The sequence below is a fragment of the Alteromonas sp. S167 genome (assembly GCF_036864375.1).
Lineage (GTDB): Bacteria > Pseudomonadota > Gammaproteobacteria > Enterobacterales > Alteromonadaceae > Alteromonas.
In genome coordinates this window covers 22,447-41,451 of record NZ_JAZETR010000007.1, presented here as the reverse complement: position 1 = coordinate 41,451, position 19,005 = coordinate 22,447, and the positions used below count along the sequence as shown (strand labels likewise).

At 43.7% G+C, this 19,005-nt stretch carries 13 protein-coding genes; 3 read left to right on the top strand and 10 right to left on the bottom strand.

From position 1 onward, the window contains the following. Positions 1 to 21: 21 nt before the first annotated feature. The 8 genes from V7R35_RS11810 to seqA form a co-directional block, all read right to left on the bottom strand. Positions 22 to 2,436, bottom strand: coding sequence for a S9 family peptidase (locus V7R35_RS11810; protein ID WP_334015054.1), 2,415 nt, complete (start codon positions 2,434 to 2,436; stop codon positions 22 to 24). A 56-nt stretch (positions 2,437 to 2,492) separates the two neighbouring features. Next, the gene (locus V7R35_RS11805; protein ID WP_334015053.1) at positions 2,493 to 2,819 is read right to left on the bottom strand and encodes a heavy metal-binding domain-containing protein; all 327 of its coding nucleotides are present in this window, start codon (positions 2,817 to 2,819) and stop codon (positions 2,493 to 2,495) included. Positions 2,820 to 2,905: 86 nt separating this feature from the next. Beyond that, positions 2,906 to 3,307 (bottom strand): HIT family protein, encoded by a 402-nt coding sequence (locus V7R35_RS11800; RefSeq protein ID WP_334015052.1) that lies wholly within the window; start codon positions 3,305 to 3,307, stop codon positions 2,906 to 2,908. Then, positions 3,300 to 4,331 carry a succinylglutamate desuccinylase gene (gene astE / locus V7R35_RS11795; RefSeq protein WP_334015051.1) on the bottom strand — a complete coding sequence of 344 codons (1,032 nt, stop codon included), beginning with the start codon at positions 4,329 to 4,331 and terminating at the stop codon, positions 3,300 to 3,302. The genes V7R35_RS11800 and astE overlap by 8 nt, the downstream gene beginning before the upstream one ends. A 147-nt stretch (positions 4,332 to 4,478) precedes the next feature. Next, positions 4,479 to 5,786, bottom strand: coding sequence for a putative bifunctional diguanylate cyclase/phosphodiesterase (locus V7R35_RS11790; protein ID WP_334015050.1), 1,308 nt, complete (start codon positions 5,784 to 5,786; stop codon positions 4,479 to 4,481). 317 nt (positions 5,787 to 6,103) lie between these two features. Beyond that, the gene (locus V7R35_RS11785) at positions 6,104 to 8,581 is read right to left on the bottom strand and encodes a glycogen/starch/alpha-glucan phosphorylase (protein ID WP_334015049.1); all 2,478 of its coding nucleotides are present in this window, start codon (positions 8,579 to 8,581) and stop codon (positions 6,104 to 6,106) included. A 221-nt stretch (positions 8,582 to 8,802) separates the two neighbouring features. Next, on the bottom strand, positions 8,803 to 10,455 hold the full coding sequence (gene pgm / locus V7R35_RS11780) for a phosphoglucomutase (alpha-D-glucose-1,6-bisphosphate-dependent) (protein ID WP_334015048.1): 1,653 nt from the start codon (positions 10,453 to 10,455) through the stop codon (positions 8,803 to 8,805). A gap of 25 nt (positions 10,456 to 10,480) precedes the next feature. After that, the gene (gene seqA, locus V7R35_RS11775) at positions 10,481 to 11,287 is read right to left on the bottom strand and encodes a replication initiation negative regulator SeqA (protein WP_334015046.1); all 807 of its coding nucleotides are present in this window, start codon (positions 11,285 to 11,287) and stop codon (positions 10,481 to 10,483) included. A 321-nt stretch (positions 11,288 to 11,608) separates the two neighbouring features. Here seqA and V7R35_RS11770 point away from each other — a divergent pair, with 321 nt between their 5' ends. Genes V7R35_RS11770 through V7R35_RS11760 form a run of 3 tightly spaced genes read left to right on the top strand, consistent with a single transcriptional unit; the run spans position 11,609 to position 15,838 of the window. Further along, positions 11,609 to 12,556, top strand: coding sequence for an AAA family ATPase (locus V7R35_RS11770; RefSeq protein WP_334015045.1), 948 nt, complete (start codon positions 11,609 to 11,611; stop codon positions 12,554 to 12,556). Between the two features lie 25 nt (positions 12,557 to 12,581). Beyond that, a complete protein-coding gene (locus V7R35_RS11765; protein WP_334015044.1) occupies positions 12,582 to 13,754 on the top strand; it encodes a hypothetical protein in 1,173 nt (390 codons plus the stop codon). Continuing rightward, complete coding sequence (locus V7R35_RS11760) at positions 13,751 to 15,838, top strand: transglutaminase family protein (RefSeq protein ID WP_334015042.1); 2,088 nt, start codon at positions 13,751 to 13,753, stop codon at positions 15,836 to 15,838. The genes V7R35_RS11765 and V7R35_RS11760 overlap by 4 nt, the downstream gene beginning before the upstream one ends. 45 nt (positions 15,839 to 15,883) lie before the next feature. Here V7R35_RS11760 and V7R35_RS11755 read toward each other — a convergent pair whose 3' ends face one another. After that, the gene (locus V7R35_RS11755; RefSeq protein WP_334015041.1) at positions 15,884 to 16,657 is read right to left on the bottom strand and encodes a transporter; all 774 of its coding nucleotides are present in this window, start codon (positions 16,655 to 16,657) and stop codon (positions 15,884 to 15,886) included. Between the two features lie 259 nt (positions 16,658 to 16,916). Then, positions 16,917 to 19,004 (bottom strand): elongation factor G, encoded by a 2,088-nt coding sequence (gene fusA, locus V7R35_RS11750; RefSeq protein ID WP_334015040.1) that lies wholly within the window; start codon positions 19,002 to 19,004, stop codon positions 16,917 to 16,919. Position 19,005 lies beyond the last annotated feature (1 nt).

Here is a 19,005-nt window from a genome sequence, read left to right as displayed (position 1 = left end):
GACAGTGTATGCATTCTGCTTTTAATCAGCTTTAACGGCTTTATTCTTCACGTACTTTTCAAGCCACTGATCTTGCTCCCAAAGTGTGTGAAGCACACTTTCTTTTGCACGATAGCCATGGCTCTCTTTTGGCAGCATCACTAGCCTTGTGACCGCGCCTAAGCCTTTAAGTGCATTGAAATAACGCTCGCTTTGCATGGGATATGTACCTGAATTATTGTCAGCTTCGCCATGAATTAATAACAATGGCGTTTTCATTTTGTCAGCATGCATAAACGGCGACATGGTGTAGTACACCTCAGGTGCGTCCCAATAATGACGCTCTTCAGACTGAAAGCCAAATGGTGTAAGGGTGCGGTTATATGCCCCTGAGCGCGCTATACCTGCCGCGAATAAATCAGAATGCGACAACAAATTAGCCACCATAAACGCACCATAGCTATGACCACCTACGGCGACGCGCTCCCTATCAATCAGCTTTCTTGCGTCCAGTGCGTCAATAGCAGCCTTAGCATTAGCGACAAGTTGTGTTCTAAATGTATCATTGGGCTCCTCATCACCCTCACCCACAATAGGAAAAGACGCATCATCCAATACAACATAACCCTTAGTTACCCAATAAATAGGAGAGCCATACCACGGATAAGTAAAACTATTTGGGTTTTGCGTATTCTGCCCAGCGCTAGATTTATCTTTAAATTCTCTTGGATACGCCCACAAAATCATTGGGTAACGTTCACCTTCTACGTAATTTGTAGGTAAGTACAAAGTACCGGTTAAATCCAAGCCGTCGTCGCGCTTATAGCTAATAACCTCTTTCTTCACGTTTTGAATACTTTCAAACGGATTAGCAAATTCGGTTAACTGCGTTAACGATTTATCATCTAGGTTTCTAAAATAATAGTTTGGATAATCGCGCTTCGATTCAATTCGCACAAGAAGACGGTTTTCTTCTAAATTAAACTCGCGTAAATCTTCATATTTACCTTCAAGTTCTGACGTGTATAAACGTGTAGTTTCCAGTGAATCTAAATTGAGCTTATCCAAAAATGGAAATTGCCCCTCTGGTGTGAACCCATCACCCAGTAGGAAAACACTGTTGTCTTTTACTACAAGCTCATCTTTAAAAAATGCATTCTTCTTCGTTACGAAACTACCAGGGTCGCTGTAACGGTCTTGATAACTACGGTCTGAAATTATGCGCGCCGCACTGCTTTGGTTAGGACTAAATACATAGGTTTTTGTATTTCGCGTATTCCACCAATAATCTCGTGCAATAGCTAGGCTGTCGTCTTTCCAAATAAATTGATAAAAGCGGTCTTCTGTTTTCAGTAATTCTTTTGCGTCACCGCTAAATGGTGCTGAAAGCTGCATTAATTTGTCGCGATGCGCCACTTTTGTCTCTGGATCACCACCATCTAAGGCTTCTGCATAAACGATAGTGTTAGGCTTATCGTTTCGCCATTGTACATCTCTTGGACCTGTTCTAACGGCCATAAAACCTTGTGGTAAATCTTCAATTAAAGGCACTGAAACAATCGTTTTGGCAAGTTTCGCGTCTTTGTTGTACACATTAACGGTGTGTCCGAAACGGCGATACGTCACAAGGTAAGAAAACGGTCGCTGATACTCTTGCACCATCACATAATCGCCGCTTGGTGAAACACTTACTTCACCGTACATACCCGCTTTACGCCACAGCGCTGCTTTACCATCAAGGGTAACGCGATACATTTCAGCGCGTGCTAACTGCTCGAAATTAGCCTCGTCGTTTTTATTCTTAAGTAAATCTTGGTATGTTCTATTTTGTGCTTTTTTGCCATCACTCACTGAAATGGTTGGCCCTGTTGGTACTGCTATACTGGTATCAATTAATGGCCTTCTGTCGCCTGGTACTACTTTTACCAGCAGCGATTTACCGTCGGCATCCCAACTTATTGCATCACCCATATTGGCATTGATTGGCTTGCTAAATAAGCGTTTTGCCGAGGCTTTTTCAATACTTAACACCCACAATTCTACTTGCTGTTTAGTGGTGTGTGTAAATGCAATAAAGCGTTGATCGGGTGACCATTTGAAGTTTGCTAACTTAGGTGCCGATGGTAAGCCTTTCACCACACTGCTTTTTTGCTCACCAACGCGTTTTACTTCAAGCTTGTTGTAATAGGTAACACGACTACCAATGTTGGTAACGGGGTCAATGCGAAGGCCTGCGAGACGCAGTTCCTCTTTTGACAAGTCATCAATAGACTTATAGTTATCGCGAAAGATGAGCACCATGTTCTCTTGTGCATCATCTAACAACGTGGCGGGAGCCAGTGTTACGTCTACAAGGTTGAGAATTTCTTCAGAGGGTTTTTGATATTGAAGTGCATCTTGCGCTTGAAGCGGCCCAATGCACAGCACGCACAAAAGCGCTAGCCATTTTCCTGGCATGGTAAGTCCTTATGTTTTTGAGATGGTTTATCTAAAGCAAACGCGTTTTTAGCGAATTACAAAGGCGTGGTTTTTACTGCAGTACCGCTAATACTCACCATCAACATACTGCCTTTATCACCGATAACTTGGTAGTCTAAGTCGATGCCCACAACTGCATTCGCTCCCATGCTACGCGCTTCATGCTCTAACTCGGTAAACGCAAGCTTTCTCGCGCGGGTCAACTCTTCCTCATACGACCCCGAACGACCGCCAACAATATCGCGAATTGATGCAAACAAATCTTTAAACACGTTTGCGCCCATCACTGCCTCGCCTACCACTATGCCGTAGTACGCTTCAATTTTATGCCCTTCTAACGTGGGTGTTGTTGACACTATCATGGATAACTCCTTTTATTCTATTCGTCTTTTATACACGAGCTATTGCACGTCTATTAAAACGCCCAAGTAAACACGTATTTGTCTTATTACAATAACGCATCGCGAAGCTGTTTAAGCAGCACTTGCACTTTTTCTTCTGAGTATGGCAACGGGGGCTGGTTACCCCAAACAGGCTTAGGCCATGCTACATCGTCTTCAAATCGCGCGACATGGTGCACATGAAGTTGACGTACCACATTGCCAATAGCAGCCACATTCAGTTTATACGGTGAAAACTGAGCTTTCATCGCCTTTGATACATGGGCAGACTCTTCCAACAACATACGCTGTTCTTCTTCAGACAAGTCTATAATATCTGCCATATCAGCTTTCATAGGCACTAAAATGAGCCAAGGGAATTGACTATCATTCATTAACAGTACACGACATAGACTTAAATCGCAGACAAAATGTGTATCGTTTTGTAAACGATCATCAAGCTTAAACATCTAAATCTTCCAATGTTGTAGGCACTACCGTTAGCAGAGCACGCTGACCAATGGCAACTTTTGCGTTAGGGAATACAATCGCTTCACCATCTTGCTGCGCTACATATTCAGCGCCCGTTTCACTGGCCAGTATCGTACCTTTGGCGTAATCCATAAAGTTTGGTGTATCGTCGTCGAAATGCAGCTGAAAATCTTCTTCGTGTCTATTAATGACCTGATTAACGCGGTATATATCTAATGTTTCTATGTCTATTTCAGGTGCAAAATTATCTAGTGAAATTAAAGACGTAATGGCTTTTTTCGCGTCGGCAAAACGGCTCATATCGTTTTCACCAAACGGGCGCACTTTACCAAGTTCAACCGTAAACGCGTGAGCATTGTGCTGATAAGATGAGTAGTAGCTGAACGTTGTGGTGGCACTTTCTGAAAGTAAGATGGTTTTCACACCACAGGCCGCCAAAAAGGCAAGCTGCCCCTTGCTGTGCTTTCTATCGTGAAGGAAAGGATATACGGCAAACTTCTCATTTTTCGAAGCACGAATGGCAGTGTGTAGGTCATAATGGTATCGCGTGCCTTCGCTTCTTGCATAAAAACCGGCTACCGCATCTTCAAGCTGCTTCGCACGTACTCGCTCTTGGTTAATAAGGCCCTCCCCCTGTGAATGTGCACCACTAAACAATCTGTTCATGTTTTCTTCTACGAAACGCTCTGCAATATCCATAGCGGGAAGATTACCAAACAAGAACAGCACATTATGTGCAAGAACTAACTCCCCCTTAAGAATTTTTTGAACGAGCTCGTCACAAATCTCAATTGGCGCAGTTTCGTTACCGTGAACGCCACAAGACAAAACTATCTGCTTAACCTTGTCGGCATTGCGCTTAGGGAAAAAGCTAATAATGCCTGGTGCAGATATTTCAACGTGAGTGCCGTTATCTAACGTAAACTGAGTGCTATTTGAAAATGTCTCTGGTGAACGGCGAGATAAAGAGAGAAAGTTGCCATTTTCGATAAGTGCTTGCATGAATAAACCATATTGAACAAAAGTGCTTATAGTTTATCGACTGCAGTTTACAAAATCATCTTGATTGGAAAATTTAGAAGAATAAAGGAGGTATAAGTCGTGGTACGAAATTTACATTTACTCGAGCTACGTGCTCGGCTTTAAAGATTACGCTTTCTGTCTTCTAGGTGAATGGCCAATAATAATATCTTGCTGCGTTAGCATCACAAAGTCGTTTAGCGGCACTGCGCGTGAGAACAAATACCCCTGCCCTTGCGACACGCCTACTTCTCGCAATATATGTAGTTGATCGATTGTTTCTATGCCCTCTGCAACAACACTACAACCTTTTGCCTGCCCGATAATCCTAGCAGCCTCTATGATTGCGCGGTTTACAGGATGTTGCTCAAGCTCCATAACAAATGACTTATCAATCTTCAGCGAGTCTAAATCTAAGTCACGTATATACGCTAAGTTTGAGTACCCCTTTCCAAAGTCGTCTACCGAGATTGAAACGCCTAAATACCGTAACTGGTCTAGTTGTTTTTTCACCATTAAGCTATTTGATAACGCAACATCTTCCGTTAGCTCTAACTCTATACGAGACAACGGCATGTTGTAGTGGCTACTCAGTGACTTTAGCGTTGGTACCAGCTGATTGTCGTACAGCTGTGTAGGAGAAATGTTTACTGCCAGTGTAATGTCTAAGCGGTGAGAATCGAAGTTAGCCAAGGCTTTGAAAGCTTGCTCAAGCGTCCAATACCCCAATTCATTCATCATGTTATACGATTCAGCCGCCTCAATAAGAGGTCCCGGGAACAACACACCATCAAGTGGATGATTCCAACGTAATAAACACTCTGCCCCCACAATTTGAAGGGTGGATAAATCAACCTTTGGTTGGAAGTATAGCTCTAACTCGCCGTTGGCTAGCGCTCGTTTTAGGTCTGCTTTTAGCGCAAGACTTCGACCTGTATCCATTTTGTCTTTTGTTGAAAGCGCAAAATAATTGTCGTATTTATTTTCTTTGGCTTGTTTTAATGCAGTTTCAGCTCGGGATACAAACGTAGTTATGTCAAAACCTGTACGCTGAGCGCTAACCACACCCACATTGAAATCGGCAATAAACGCGTTATTTTCATGGTGCATGGGGGTTTTGAAATGCTCAACGAGTCTCTCAAACATTCGACGCATAATCACGTCATTGCTTTCGTTTGGAAAAACAATACCAAACACGTCGCCACTGATGCGACCTACAGATGCACTACTTCCGAAAAGAGATTGAATTCGGTTAGCGATTTCTAACAGAAATCGGTCGCCAATATGAATACCAAGGCTGGTTGTTACGTCAGAAAACCTCACCACATCTACTAGCATCAAAGACAGTGAAGTACAGCGAGACGCTTGTCTCGAGACACTGTCTATAAATGCAAAACGATTAGGGATCGTTGCCAGCGATGTATGAACTTGGCTCATGCATGTTTTCCTTACGCAAACTGCGCTTAGGTACTAAAAACAACTTCGTATATCAGACCATGGTGCATATAAAGGTGCAACGACGGTAACGTATGAATATATATACGGCTTTATAGTTTATTACACCCAACTAAGTGTGGTGTGTGTTGTCGCGTATATGAAGCGCCAATTTATCGGGTTTTAGGACGCAAATCAAAACTAAACAGCCCGTATTTACTACAAATTGACGAATTTTATACTTACGTCTAATAAGGTAATTGAAATAAAAAAGCCCAGCGCATATCTCATCGCTGGGCTCTTGTTCAAAAGGTATAATATTAACTTTCTACTTTGCATGCAGATAGTTTCCAAACGCGCTCTACATAATCTTTAATCGAGCGGTCGGATGTAAATTTACCCATTCTCGCAGTATTCACGATGGCCATTTCTGCCCAGCGCTCTTTGTCACGATACGCAGCATCAACAGCGATTTGGGCGTCTGAGTAAGCACGGAAATCTGCCAACACCATGTACGGGTCGCCATTATCAAGAAGGCTTTGCTTGATAGATACTAACGCACCTGGCTTACCTGGTGTGAAGTAGTCAGTCTCTAGCCAATCTAGTACTGCTTTAATTTCAGCGTCTTGATAGTAGTAGTCGTATGGGTTGTAGCCGTTTGCTTTCAACTCATTTACTTCTTCAACCGTTAAACCGAAGATAAAGATGTTGTCGTCGCCAACTTCTTCGGCAATTTCAACGTTTGCACCATCTAGTGTACCGATGGTAACCGCTCCATTTAGCGCAAGCTTCATGTTACCGGTACCCGACGCTTCCTTACCTGCCGTACTGATTTGCTCAGATACGTCAGCAGCAGGAATCATCTTTTCAGCTAGCGATACGCGGTAGTTTGGCAAGAAAGCCACTTTAATTTTGTTGTTGACGCGAGGATCGTTGTTGATCTTCTCAGCAACCTTGTTGATTGCATAAATAATGTCTTTAGCAAGCTTGTAGCCTGGCGCCGCTTTTGCACCGAAAATAAACACACGTGGATGCATATCGTAGTCTGGGTTTTCTAGAATACGACGGTAAAGTGCCATAATGTGCAGTAATGCAAGGTGCTGACGCTTGTACTCGTGAAGACGCTTAATTTGAACATCAAAAATGGCGTTTACATCTACTTCTAAATCAAGTGACTTGCGAATCTCTTCTGCTAGCAGCTCTTTGTTCTCCAGCTTCACTTTCATAAACTGCTTTTGGAACGTTTTGTTGCCCGCAAATTTCGCTAGGCCCTGAAGTTTATCCAGATCGCGTGGCCAGTCATCACCAATTTTCTTATCAATGAGTTTAGACAACGCTGGGTTACATGCTTTCAACCAACGACGTGGTGTAATACCGTTTGTCACGTTAGTAAGCTTACCAGGGTAAAGCTCGTCAAACTCTGGGAACAACGATGACTTAACCAAACGAGAGTGCATTTCTGCCACACCGTTTACCGCAAATGAACCGATAACTGATAGGTGGCCCATACGAACCATTTTCTCGTTACCTTCTTCAATGATAGAAAGTTTTGCCTTCATAGCATTGTCGCCAGGCCATTTCTTATCAACTTCTGCCATAAAGCGGTGATTAATTTCATAAATGATTTCTAGGTGACGCGGCAAGATTTTTTCGATCATACGCGCAGGCCACTTTTCTAGCGCTTCAGGCAGAAGAGTATGGTTTGTGTAAGCAAATACTTTTGTAGAAATTGCCCACGCTTCATCCCAACCTAGCTCTGCTCGGTCAACAAGAATACGCATAAGCTCTGGAACAGCAATAGCAGGGTGAGTATCGTTAAGCTGAATAACGACTTGGTCTGCAAAACGGCTCCAATCGTCACCATGAGCACGCTTGTAACGGCGGATAATATCTTTCAGTGAACAAGAGCAGAAGAAGTACTGCTGAATAAGACGAAGTTCTTTACCTGCTTCAGTTTCGTCATTCGGGTAAAGCACTTTTGAAATAGTTTCTGCCGACACATTTTCACGCTGAGCATCTACATAACCGCCCGCATTGAATACGTCCCAGTTAAAGTAATCTGATGCTTCAGACTGCCATAAACGCAGTACGTTTACGGTTTTACCCTCATAACCAACTACAGGGATATCCCATGGAACACCTTTAACGATAGAACCAGGGTGCCATTCTTTAAGAACGCGACCGTTTTCACCGTATTTAGTTTCTACGTAACCGTACAACGACACTTCTTGAATTGATTCTGGACGGCAAATTTCCCAAGGGTTGCCGTAGTCACGCCAGCTATCTGGGCGCTCAATCTGCGCACCGCTCTTAATTTCTTGGCGGAAAAGACCATGCTCGTAGTGAATACCGTAACCAATTGCTGGTAATTCCATGGTGGCTAGTGAGTCAATAAAACATGCAGCAAGACGACCCAGACCACCGTTACCAAGTGCCATATCAGGCTCTTCTTCAAGTACGTCTGAGATTTCAACGCCTAGCTCTTTTAGTGCATCACTTGCTACGTCAAACAAACCAAAGTTTTGTAGGTTGTTAGACAACAAACGGCCCATAAGGAATTCAGCTGAGAAGTAGTGCACTGCTCGAGTGTCGTTTACATAGTGGCTTTTTTGCGTTTTGCGTAAGCCTTCCAGTACTTGTTCTTGAATAGCAGCACACGTTGCTTTCCACCAGGCATGGTTGTTTGCTTTATTTTCATCAGTGCCTAGCGTGCAGTGTAGATGTTTAACAACGGCTGCTTTAAAAGCCGCTTTATCGATAACGGGAGAATTTTGCGTCTTGGTCGCTTTAGCGTTCATTTTGCTTCTCACTCTTAGTGAATAAAAAAGTGGTAACCACCACAATGTGTAATTTAATTACATAATATCTTAAGAATATGACAGCAATATAGCAGTGCAAAACCGATAATGTTGTAAAAATTTTGTTAAAATTACAAAAAAAACGCATGAATTCGTATGTATTCATGCACTTTTTAACATTCTATTTACAAAAAGGATTGCAAGGTGAGTATTTTTTGAGCTTATTTGATTATTTTTCCTACTAACGCCTCGGCCTCAGAGATTAATTCTTGTAAGTGATTTTCACCTTTGAAGCTTTCGGCATAAATTTTATAGATTTGTTCAGTGCCTGACGGGCGAGCCGCAAACCAGCCATTTTCAGTTGATACCTTTACACCACCAATAGCAGCGTTATTACCGGGCGCATGAGTTTGCACAGCCGTAATGGGCTCTCCTGCTAGTGTGTCGCTAGTTACAACAGATGCGTCCATTGCAGACAATTTCTGTTTTTGTTCTAACGTTGCCGCTACATCTACACGATTGTAGACCGGCGCAGAAAACTTTTGCGTTAACGCCTGATAGTGCTCGCCAGGATCTTTCCCTGTTACCGCCAAAATTTCTGCAGCAAGCAAACATAAAATAAAACCATCTTTATCAGTTGCCCACGTGCTGCCGTCTCGCTCAAGGAAAATACCACCAGCACTTTCTTCGCCAGCAAAACCAATATCACTGTTGGACAACCCATCAACAAACCACTTAAAACCGACAGGCATTTCAGCTAATGGCTTTCCTAGGCTATTAGCCACGCGGTCTATCATACTGCTAGAAACGAGTGTTTTACCTATTCGCAGCGTTTCAGGCCATTGCGGGCGATGGGTGTAAAGATAATTTATTGCCACCGCTAGGTAATGATTTGGATTCATTAACCCTGCGCTTTTACATACAATACCGTGACGGTCAAAATCTGGGTCGTTACCCCACGCCAAGTCGAAGTTATCTTTAAGCTCAATTAAGCCTGCCATTGCGTAAGCTGACGAACAATCCATTCGCAGTTTGCCGTCTTTATCTCGGCGCATAAAACCAAACTGAGGGTCAACTTTATCGTTAACTACGGTAATGCTGAGGCCATATTTTTCAGCAATACGCGCCCAATAGCCAACGCCTGCGCCACCAAGAGGATCTGTACCAAGTTTTAAATTCGCTTTCGCTATAGCGTCCATATCAATAACCTTCGCGAGGTCATCAATGTATGGCTCCATAAAGTCGTCTTCGCGATACAGTTTTTTCTGGGTAGCGCTTCGAATATCGATGCGTTTAACGTCCACATTCCCATCGGCAATTAATGCGTTTGCGCGTTCTTGGATTTGTTTGGTAACGTCGCTATCGGCAGGGCCACCGTGTGGAGGGTTGTATTTAAAGCCGCCGTCTGAAGGCGGATTGTGTGAAGGCGTTATTACAATACCATCGGCACGCTGTTCGCTACTCTGGCGGTTATAACGTACGATAGTTCGAGAGATAACCGGCGTTGGTGTGTAACCCATGCTGTCGTTATCACTTCGCTGGATTACCACTTCAACACCATTTGCACATAGCACTTCAATTGCGGTTATCATGGCAGGCTCAGACAATGCGTGTGTGTCCTTACCAATAAACAATGGCCCAGTAATACTCTCCTGTTCCCGATATTCCACCAGCGCCTGGCAAATTGCACTAATATGGGTATCGGTGAAAGTATAATTTGATGCAGTTCCGCGGTGACCAGACGTACCAAATGATACTGCCTCACCAGGCTCGCTTACATTGGGTTTAAAGCTGTAATACTCACTGACCAATTGCGCCACGTTAATAAGCTGCGCACTTGACGCAGCCTTACCCGCTTCTGGGTGTAATGCCATGAAAAAATCCTTATTTAAATTCGACCTACTTGCCTTCAGATGAAAAACGCGCGACTACGCTTTCAATAACATCTGCTTGATAACCAAGGTTACGCAAGACTTGTTCCAGCATGTTGGTCTTTTTCGCAGTATTGTTATTGGTTACCACCCAAAACGGGCTATCGGGAATGGCTTTAGGATTGGTGCTGCTACCATTTTCAAGTAACGCTTCTTTGCTTGTCGCAAAATAAGTACGGTTTTTACCTTTGATACTCTCAACGCTAGAGAAGTTTTCAGCATTGAGTTTATGAGCAGCACTTAATATGAATAAGAATTGATCAACGCGTTTGGTAAAAGTAGACAGAGCATCTTTTGAAACGGCATCAAGAATATCGCGTTTGTCGTGAGAAGCAGTAACGTCTGGGGCTGCCGATTTTGCTGTAGCTTTTTTAATTGGCGCCTTCTTGACTGGCGCTTTTGCTACCGGCTTTTTAACTGGCGTTTTTTTGTTATCTGTTTTTGTTGTAGCGTTGGCTTTAGCGCTAACGTTTTGCATTGTCGCGCTAGCAGCAGTTGCTTCCTCGGCCGAGCTATTTTTCACAGATTCCGACGGTTCTACTGGCTCAGGCTTTGATTCAGTATGAGTTTCGGCTTTTTTTATTTCGTTTGTTTTTGTTTCTTTTATTATTGAAGCACCGTTTTCTGTCGAATGCTCAGACTCTGAGTTATTCGACGCTGCACCGTCTTCCGGTAATAATAAACGTCTTAAAATCTGTGATGCACTCTCACCAATATGCTTAGTTTGGCTGGCGATGAAGGCATATAAATCGTCATCTATTTCAATGCTTTTCATAACTACTTCCTTTTTAAGAGCGCCCATTATAGACAACACAGAAAAACTACGCAGCACTTAATCCTGCCTTTTACTGAAAAACATCAGTAATTACGCTGCATACCTTTGTATAAAAGTGCGTTAGAACCACAACCCGCGCAATTGCTAGTATTAAAAGAAATAAAGCGTAAAACGAAGACGCTACGTACTAACCTGAACAGGTAATCTACACTATACGTATAGTGAGTGTTTGATCTATTAAGCACGGCTGTTAAATAGAAGCCACTTATTAAATACCCGTATCAAGCACCCTTTTTCTTTTTCAACCTTAAGCGGAAAGTAATGCGCAAAGACATCATCGAAATTCAAAACGCACTTAGCGAAAAGATTATTGGAAAAGCTCATCAATTAAAACTTGCCATAACTTGCTTGCTGGCTAACGGCCACCTTCTTATTGAAGACCTTCCGGGCATGGGCAAAACGACGTTGTCTCATGCGCTTTCACAAGTATTTGGCTTACAGTACTCGCGAATACAGTTTACCTCTGATCTTTTACCCTCCGATATGTTGGGCGTAAACATTTTCCACAGCGGCGAAACCGATATAGATAAACAGTTTTCGTTTCGCCACGGGCCCATATTTAGCCAGGTCGTATTAGCTGACGAGTTAAACCGCGCCAGTCCAAAAACGCAAAGCGCCCTGCTTGAAGCAATGGAAGAAAGGCAAGTCAGTGTGGATGGCGTTACCCACGCCCTGCCATCACCATTTTTTGTTATTGCAACACAGAACCCAAGCTATCAGTCGGGCACTTATCCTTTACCTGAGTCTCAGCTGGACCGATTTTTCATGCGAATTTCTTTGGGTTATCCCGCATGGGAAGCAGAGAAAGCTATGTTACTGCAACAAGATACTACCGCGCCGCTTAACCACATTCGTAATGAGCAAGATTTAACTAATATGCAAAGACAAGTATCTGCCGTGCATACCAGCGATGCCATTATTCATTACATCCTTCGACTTGTAAGTGAAAGTCGCGAAAGTAATGACTACCCTAACCCGCTTTCACCAAGGGCAAGTCGCGCATTGTTACAAGGGGCTAAAGCGTGGGCGTATGTCGATGGAAAAGACTACGTAACACCTGAAGATGTGCAGGCCGTGTTTATCGCTATAACGGCACATAGACTATCGCTTTCGTCACACCAACTCAGCCACTCTCAACAGTCTGGCTTGTTTGATGGTGATAAGCTTAGTCAGAAACTCCTTGATAGCGTTGACCCCCTTGCCGCATAACAATATCAAAGCGAGCCGGTTAAAAGTGAATTGGTCGCCACACCAGTATTTCCGACACCGTTTCTTCAAATGGTTAAATAAGCGTATACCTGCAGCAAACGAACACCACCTAAACCTTAATAGTATTTTCATTTTACCCACTGGGTTTGGTTGGTCTTTTATTTTGCTGTCGTTGTGTTTGTTTCTGCTTGGCACTAATTATCAAAACAACCTAATGCTGTTATTAAGCTACCTTTGTTTAAGCATTATGTTGCTTACCTTGTTTTATACTCATCAAAACTTCGCCCGACTAGCGTTAAAAGCCTTACCCGTTAAGCCGTTTCATGCCGATAAAGAAGGCCAGCTGCACTTACGTATTGTTTCTCACGAAAATGGTTCTACAACGCCTTGTTTTGGTGAGCTGCAGTGCGCTTGGCTTGATAGTGAACACGCTTATAAATCAGGTGCGAAGCTTATAAGAAAAGAAAACAAAGCAAGGCTATCGAGCTTTCGTGTTGCTCTAGGGGAAGAAAAGTCTAGCGCCTTAGAAGAAGGTAAATTTGCAAGCCAAGATAAAAACAAAGGTCCGTTGCAATCCTTTAGTATTCCAATACATATGCCTAAACGCGGGCGCTTCGGGCTTGGCCGGTTAACCATTTCATGCGACTTCCCACTTGGGCTTTATAAATGCTGGACTCATATAGACTTCTCTCAGCAGGTCACCGTTTACGCCACGGCACAAGAAGGCCCTGTTACCGTTGATAAAGTTGCCGCTGGCAACGTGGCTACAAGCACAATGCAGAATAAAAACGCGACGAGTAATGAAGACTTTTACGCGCTATATGATTACGAGGTTGGCCAGCCACTAAATAGAGTGTCATGGAAGCATGTGGCTAAAAATGGAAACTGGGTGTCTAAGTCGTTTACCTCATTAAGCCCAAATTCTCATGTACTGTCTTATTCAGACAGCCTAGATACAGAAGTGGCAATTTCGGCGTTAACCCATGCTGTAATTCATTGGACGCAATCCGATCGCACTTTCGGCTTACGCTTCAAAACCATCAATATTTTGCCTAATCAGGGCGCTAAGCATATGCATGAATGCTTGGAAGCGCTGGCCTGCTTTGATAAATCGATGGAAATACCGTTTGGCGCTTCAAGCAACACAGTATCAATTACAACGTCGAAAAAACAACGTACTTCAAGAGCAGCGAAATGAGCGAAGTATCTATGGATATGTTTCGTATCGCGGCAATCAAAAACACGCTGTCTACACCTCGTGCAATGGCTGTGTTTTTGCTTTGCATAGCCTTTTCATTTTTAATTTCTACGCTTACCGCGCCACTCATGACGTGGGTAATTGTACTTTCTGGCTGTGCAGTTGTTGTAAGGTTGGCAGGGTTGCAACCGTCTTATAATTTACCTACCTCCCGTACGGTAAACCTTTTGGCTATTTTAGCGGTCTTCGCGCTTACCTGGTTTGGCTTTTCCATTGGTTTGCTCGACAGCATGATTAACTTGTTAACGGTGGCATGTGCTCTTAAAGTAATGTTGGTAGATGAAAAGCGGGACTTTCACTTGTTAATTTGCGCCAGCCTTTTTCTGATTGGCTGTGGCTTTATTTCGTCGCTAAGTGTATTCGCTTGGTTCGGCTACACTGCTCTTGTTGCATTGTTATTGTGCTCAACTGCTATCTATCACGGTGCAATGCTGTCTATCAAAACTAGCATAACGTTTGTTGCCGTTCTTATTTTACAGTCACTGCCTATTGCTTTGTTGCTATTCTTACTACTACCGCAACTTCCTCCGCTTTGGCAAATGCCGACGTCTAAGTCTACAGAAACTGGGCTTTCAGACACCGTGACGCCGGGAGACATCGCCTCTTTGGCCACATCTTCAGAGCTGGCCTTTAGCGCAACATTTGAAGATACTGCAAAGGTTCCTGTTGCAGCAGTTCGATATTGGCGTGCACTAACCTTGGAACATTTCGATGGGAAAACATGGTCGGTAAGTGCAAAACGAAAACAAGCCGAAAATCAACTTGCGGTTATGGATAAGCCAACACCGCTTATGGTTGCTGCTAACCGCTATGCTGACGCAACGATACCTTACCAGCTTATTGTAGAGCCAACGCAACAACCGTGGTTGTTCACCCTTGCGCCGTCACTACCCGATAACACGCTAAACAGCATCAGTGTTAAAAGCCTTTTTGATTACACGCTGCGCGCTAGCAGGCCCGTAAGTAGCAAAAAAGCATTTTATTTTCGATACCTTCCTACGGCTAGCATTAGCAATGGAATCGGAAATTTTGAAAAACAGCTTAATCTTCAGCTGTCTACAAACGGCAATGTGAAAACCCGAGAGTGGGCGCAATCGCTTGCAGCGAAGTACAACAATGAACGAGCCATTGCCCAAGCAGTTATGCGCGAGTTTAGCAATAAAGGCTTTAGATATACGTTGTCACCAAATGCGATGCCGACCGATCCAATAGATAGTTTTTTATTTGAAGAGCGTGCGGGGTTTTGTGCACATTATGCGGGGGCAATGGTGTACGCGCTTCGTGCTGCTGGCGTGCCCGCAAGAATGGTAACAGGCTACCAAGGCGGCAGTGAACTCAGCGACAATGTGCTGCAAATAAGGCAGTACGATGCCCATGCGTGGGTCGAGGTATTAATTGAGGACAAATGGGAAAGGTATGACCCCACAAGCATGGTTGCACCATCTAGGCTAACCTATGGTCTTGAGACAGCACTTGAAGAATTTGGCGAATCTCGCGAAATTAGCATTTTAGGTGAGTTTGGAAATACCGCGCTTTTTACTACGTTACAGACATGGTTTCAGCAGCTTGATTACTCTTGGAGCAAATGGGTATTGGGTTTTGATAATGCTGCTCAAACCAACATGCTAGAAGATATTGTTGGCGCCCTTACGCCTGATAAACTGCGCATTGTTTATTTAACGGCTATCGGAATCGTTGTTGTTGTATTAACGCTTTATTTTTTACCCAATCGCAACAAACCACGTTTGTCTCCTTCCCACCGAATTCTATTTAACGCAATCGCGCTTATTGAAAAACAAACGGGCAATAAAAGAGAGAAAAAAAGCCTAGTCACTTATCAAAGTGAAATAGCACCTCGCCTACCGTTAGAAGCGGCTTCTGCGTTTAAAGAGATATATTCTCGCTTCGAGAAAATTCATTATACTGCCCAGAGCGACAACACAAAAGCCCAGGGCGAGAACAAACGTGAAGTACAGTTGATGAAGCAACAGTTATTACTACTTCGAAAGTCGCTAAAGCGCTAGAGCGCTAATAGCGACGGATAGTTAAAGAAGGATAAAAGCAGTAAATCAGAAAAGCCAGGCTACACCTGCACCAACAAAATGATCGCTATCGTTATTAAGCGCAACGCCTGCACTAAAATCTAGCTGGACCCTGTTTTCTAACAAATAGGTAAGCCCTGCATCAAATACCGCTGTTGAAGGGTCATCACCATAAGGCTTCGATGCAAACAGTTCTACAAAACTTCCAAGCTTTTCACTGTGAGAAAAGTTCAAACCCAATGCAAACTGCACATCATGAATTCGCCCCTCGTCAGCTTCGAATGACGACATATTTACATTACCAAATGCTGAAATACTGTCGTTTATATTCGCATCCCATAGCAAACCGATTAAAGGGTCTACATTATCAGACGTCGTACCTTTTGTGCCCACCGGTAGCGACACTAACGCAAGCGCACTTAAATTCCAGTTATCAGTCTCCACTATACTGTATTTGCCACCTACAGAAACATCACTGAACGACCATTGTGCCTGTTCCCCATCTGCATCTGAAAGTACTGCGCCGTTTGAAATAATGTCCCATTCCAACTTATCAGTAATACCGCCTCTTAACGTCAGTTGTGGGACAGCCAAGGCGTTTGGCTTGTTGCCATCGCGTCTAAAATTAGATTGAACGCCCATTTCTAGTATGTATTGTCCGGGGTTTACCGTGTATGTGCCTGTAGCAATACCTGGTCTATCTGGCTGAATGATTTCATTTGCCATTAGCGGTGAACAAAAGAAAATACTAGAACTACAGATTATGCCTAGTAAAAGGGCGCGTGTTGACGTAAAAACCATACAGGTTTCCTTTATTAAATCTTCAATTGGCATGCAAAGCAAAAGCGCAATGCGTGTTCGATGCTGAAAAGTAACAATAAAAATAATGCTCAGCATCTATTTTTACTCAAATTTTACCGCTAAACACCTTCATCGCGCAGCGCTTCAAAATAGCTATTCTTCGATGTGAGAAAACAAAAAAGCCGGTCATAAGACCGGCTTTTTAGTGTTCTTTGAAGCGTTAGCCAACGTTTTGTTAGCTAACGTTCGTAAAGGCTAATTACTTAGCGTCTTTACGTGCTTTCGCTTCTTCAATTACTTTATCAGCTACGTTCTGAGGACATGCTGAGTAGTGGCTGAATTCCATAGAGAACTGACCACGACCAGATGTAATGGTACGTAGGTGACCGATGTAACCAAACATCTCAGATAGAGGTACGTCAGCCTTGATGCGAACGCCAGTAGCGCCAGCTTCTTGGTCCTTGATCATACCACGACGACGGTTAAGGTCACCGATTACGTCACCAACGTTATCTTCTGGGCTGAATACGTCAACTTTCATCACAGGCTCAAGAATTTGAGGGCCTGCTTTTGGCATTGACTGACGGAATGCACCTTTCGCTGCAATTTCGAACGCGATTGCTGATGAGTCAACTGCGTGGAAACCACCGTCGTATAGCTCAACTTCAACGTCTAGTACTGGGTATCCCGCTAAAGGACCTACTTCCATCATGCTCTTGAAGCCTTTTTCAATCGCAGGGAAGAATTCTTTAGGTACGTTACCGCCCACAACAGTAGAAGCGAATGTGAAGCCAGAGTTAGTTTCGCCTGGCTTAATGCGGTAATCAATCTTACCGAACTGACCAGAACCACCAGACTGCTTCTTGTGCGTGTAGCTGTCTTCAACAGGTAGCGTGATAGTTTCACGGTATGCAACCTGAGGCTGACCAACTTCTAGCTCAACGCCGTAAGTACGCTTCAAGATATCAACTTTGATGTCTAGGTGAAGCTCACCCATACCTTTAAGGATGGTTTCGCCTGAATCTTCGTCAGTTTCAACTTGGAAAGATGGATCTTCTGCTACTAGTTTACCGATAGCGATAGACATCTTTTCGTTAGCGCCTTTGTCTTTTGGCTTAACAGCAATCGAGATTACTGGCTCAGGGAAGATCATTGGCTCTAGTGTACAAGGGTTCTTCGGATCACAAAGTGTGTGACCAGTTTGAACGTTCTTCATACCAACAACAGCTAGGATGTCACCAGCTTGTGCTGAAGTAAGTTCAGTACGTTCGTCAGCGTGCATCTCAACCATACGGCCGATACGCTCAGTCTTACCAGTTGCACTGTTAAGAATAGTGTCGCCTTTGTTTAGCTTACCAGAGTAGATACGGATAAACGTAAGGGCACCGAAACGGTCGTCCATGATTTTGAACGCAAGCGCACGGAACGGCTCGTCAACAGATACTGTTGCTACTTCGCCAGTAGGCTCACCAGTTTCTTCATCAGTTAGATCTTGTGGATCAACTTCTGTTGGAGAAGGTAGGAAGTCAACAACTGCGTCAAGAACTAGCTGGATACCTTTGTTCTTAAATGCAGAACCACAGTAAGTTGGGAAGAACGCTAGGTCACGAGTACCCTTACGGATACAACGCTTGATGTCTTCTAGAGACGGCTCTTCGCCATCCATGTAAGCCATCATAAGGTCGTCGTCTTGCTCAACAGCAGTTTCGATTAATTGCTCACGGTACTCGTTCGCTTTATCAACCATGTCTGCTGGGATGTCTACAACTTCGTAGTTCTCAGGAAGACCTGAATCGTCCCAGATGTACGCTTTCATGTCTAGAAGGTTAACAACACCTGTAAACTCGTCTTCGATACCGATTGGAAGCGTCATTACTAGTGGGTTAGCAGCAAGTACTTTCTTAACTTGGCCAACAACACGGTAGAAGTCTGCACCCATACGGTCTAGCTTGTTAACGAAAATACAGCGAGCAACGCCAGATTCGTTAGCATAACGCCAGTTAGTTTCTGACTGAGGCTCAACACCACCAGAACCACAGAATACACCGATGCCGCCGTCTAGTACTTTCAGTGAACGATATACTTCAACTGTAAAGTCAACGTGTCCCGGAGTATCGATGATGTTCATGCGGTGATCTTTCCAGAAACAGGTTGTTGCAGCTGACTGGATAGTAATACCACGCTCAGCTTCCTGCTCCATGAAGTCAGTAGTTGATTCACCATCGTGAACCTCACCAGTTTTATGGATTTTACCAGTAAGCTTCAAGATACGTTCTGTTGTGGTAGTTTTACCCGCGTCTACGTGGGCGAAAATACCAATGTTTCTGTAATGAGATAGTTCTGACATT

What these genes read in the sequence shown, in the direction of transcription:
- astE (WP_334015051.1), bottom strand. Translation starts at nt 4,331, where the DNA reads ATGCAAGCACTTATCGAAAATGGCAACTTTCTCTCTTTATCTCGCCGT.
- pgm (WP_334015048.1), bottom strand. Translation starts at nt 10,455, where the DNA reads ATGGCATTACACCCAGAAGCGGGTAAGGCTGCGTCAAGTGCGCAGCTT.
- fusA (WP_334015040.1), bottom strand. Translation starts at nt 19,004, where the DNA reads ATGTCAGAACTATCTCATTACAGAAACATTGGTATTTTCGCCCACGTA.
- V7R35_RS11770 (WP_334015045.1), top strand. Translation starts at nt 11,609, where the DNA reads ATGCGCAAAGACATCATCGAAATTCAAAACGCACTTAGCGAAAAGATT.
- V7R35_RS11755 (WP_334015041.1), bottom strand. Translation starts at nt 16,657, where the DNA reads ATGGTTTTTACGTCAACACGCGCCCTTTTACTAGGCATAATCTGTAGT.
- V7R35_RS11805 (WP_334015053.1), bottom strand. Translation starts at nt 2,819, where the DNA reads ATGATAGTGTCAACAACACCCACGTTAGAAGGGCATAAAATTGAAGCG.
- V7R35_RS11785 (WP_334015049.1), bottom strand. Translation starts at nt 8,581, where the DNA reads ATGAACGCTAAAGCGACCAAGACGCAAAATTCTCCCGTTATCGATAAA.
- V7R35_RS11800 (WP_334015052.1), bottom strand. Translation starts at nt 3,307, where the DNA reads ATGTTTAAGCTTGATGATCGTTTACAAAACGATACACATTTTGTCTGC.
- V7R35_RS11790 (WP_334015050.1), bottom strand. Translation starts at nt 5,786, where the DNA reads ATGAGCCAAGTTCATACATCGCTGGCAACGATCCCTAATCGTTTTGCA.
- V7R35_RS11810 (WP_334015054.1), bottom strand. Translation starts at nt 2,436, where the DNA reads ATGCCAGGAAAATGGCTAGCGCTTTTGTGCGTGCTGTGCATTGGGCCG.
- seqA (WP_334015046.1), bottom strand. Translation starts at nt 11,287, where the DNA reads ATGAAAAGCATTGAAATAGATGACGATTTATATGCCTTCATCGCCAGC.
- V7R35_RS11760 (WP_334015042.1), top strand. Translation starts at nt 13,751, where the DNA reads ATGAGCGAAGTATCTATGGATATGTTTCGTATCGCGGCAATCAAAAAC.